Source organism: Pseudoalteromonas sp. GW168-MNA-CIBAN-0100 (genome assembly GCF_040309225.1).
In the GTDB taxonomy this organism is placed as follows: domain Bacteria; phylum Pseudomonadota; class Gammaproteobacteria; order Enterobacterales; family Alteromonadaceae; genus Pseudoalteromonas; species Pseudoalteromonas arctica.
Genome location: NZ_JBEOOL010000825.1, coordinates 1 through 252, shown reverse-complemented (window position 1 = coordinate 252; position 252 = coordinate 1). Strand labels below are relative to the sequence as shown.

Annotated in this window: 1 protein-coding gene; it reads right to left on the bottom strand. The window is 43.7% G+C overall.

Annotation, left to right across the window (positions count from 1 at the left end; all coding sequences use genetic code 11):
- On the bottom strand, positions 1 to 252 hold a 252-nt coding region (locus tag AAEY62_RS23585; protein WP_350636886.1), incomplete at both ends, for an MBL fold metallo-hydrolase.

The following is a 252-nucleotide window of genomic DNA, read 5'->3' as shown; positions in this document are numbered from 1 at the left end:
CCTTCACCATGCTCCGCTACTAAGCGCTTATGCACATTATCGTGAGCAATAACGTGGGCACCTGCTTTAGCAAAATTTTCGTTGCCTCCGGTGTGGTCGCCATGATGATGGGTGTTAATTACAAACTCAGTACTGCCGGGCTGTAAATCGCTAATCGTTTTTTTAATATCGCTTGAAAGCTTGGCAAATTGATCATCAATAATATAAATACCATCGTCGCCGACACTTACAGCAATATTGCCTCCTTGACCA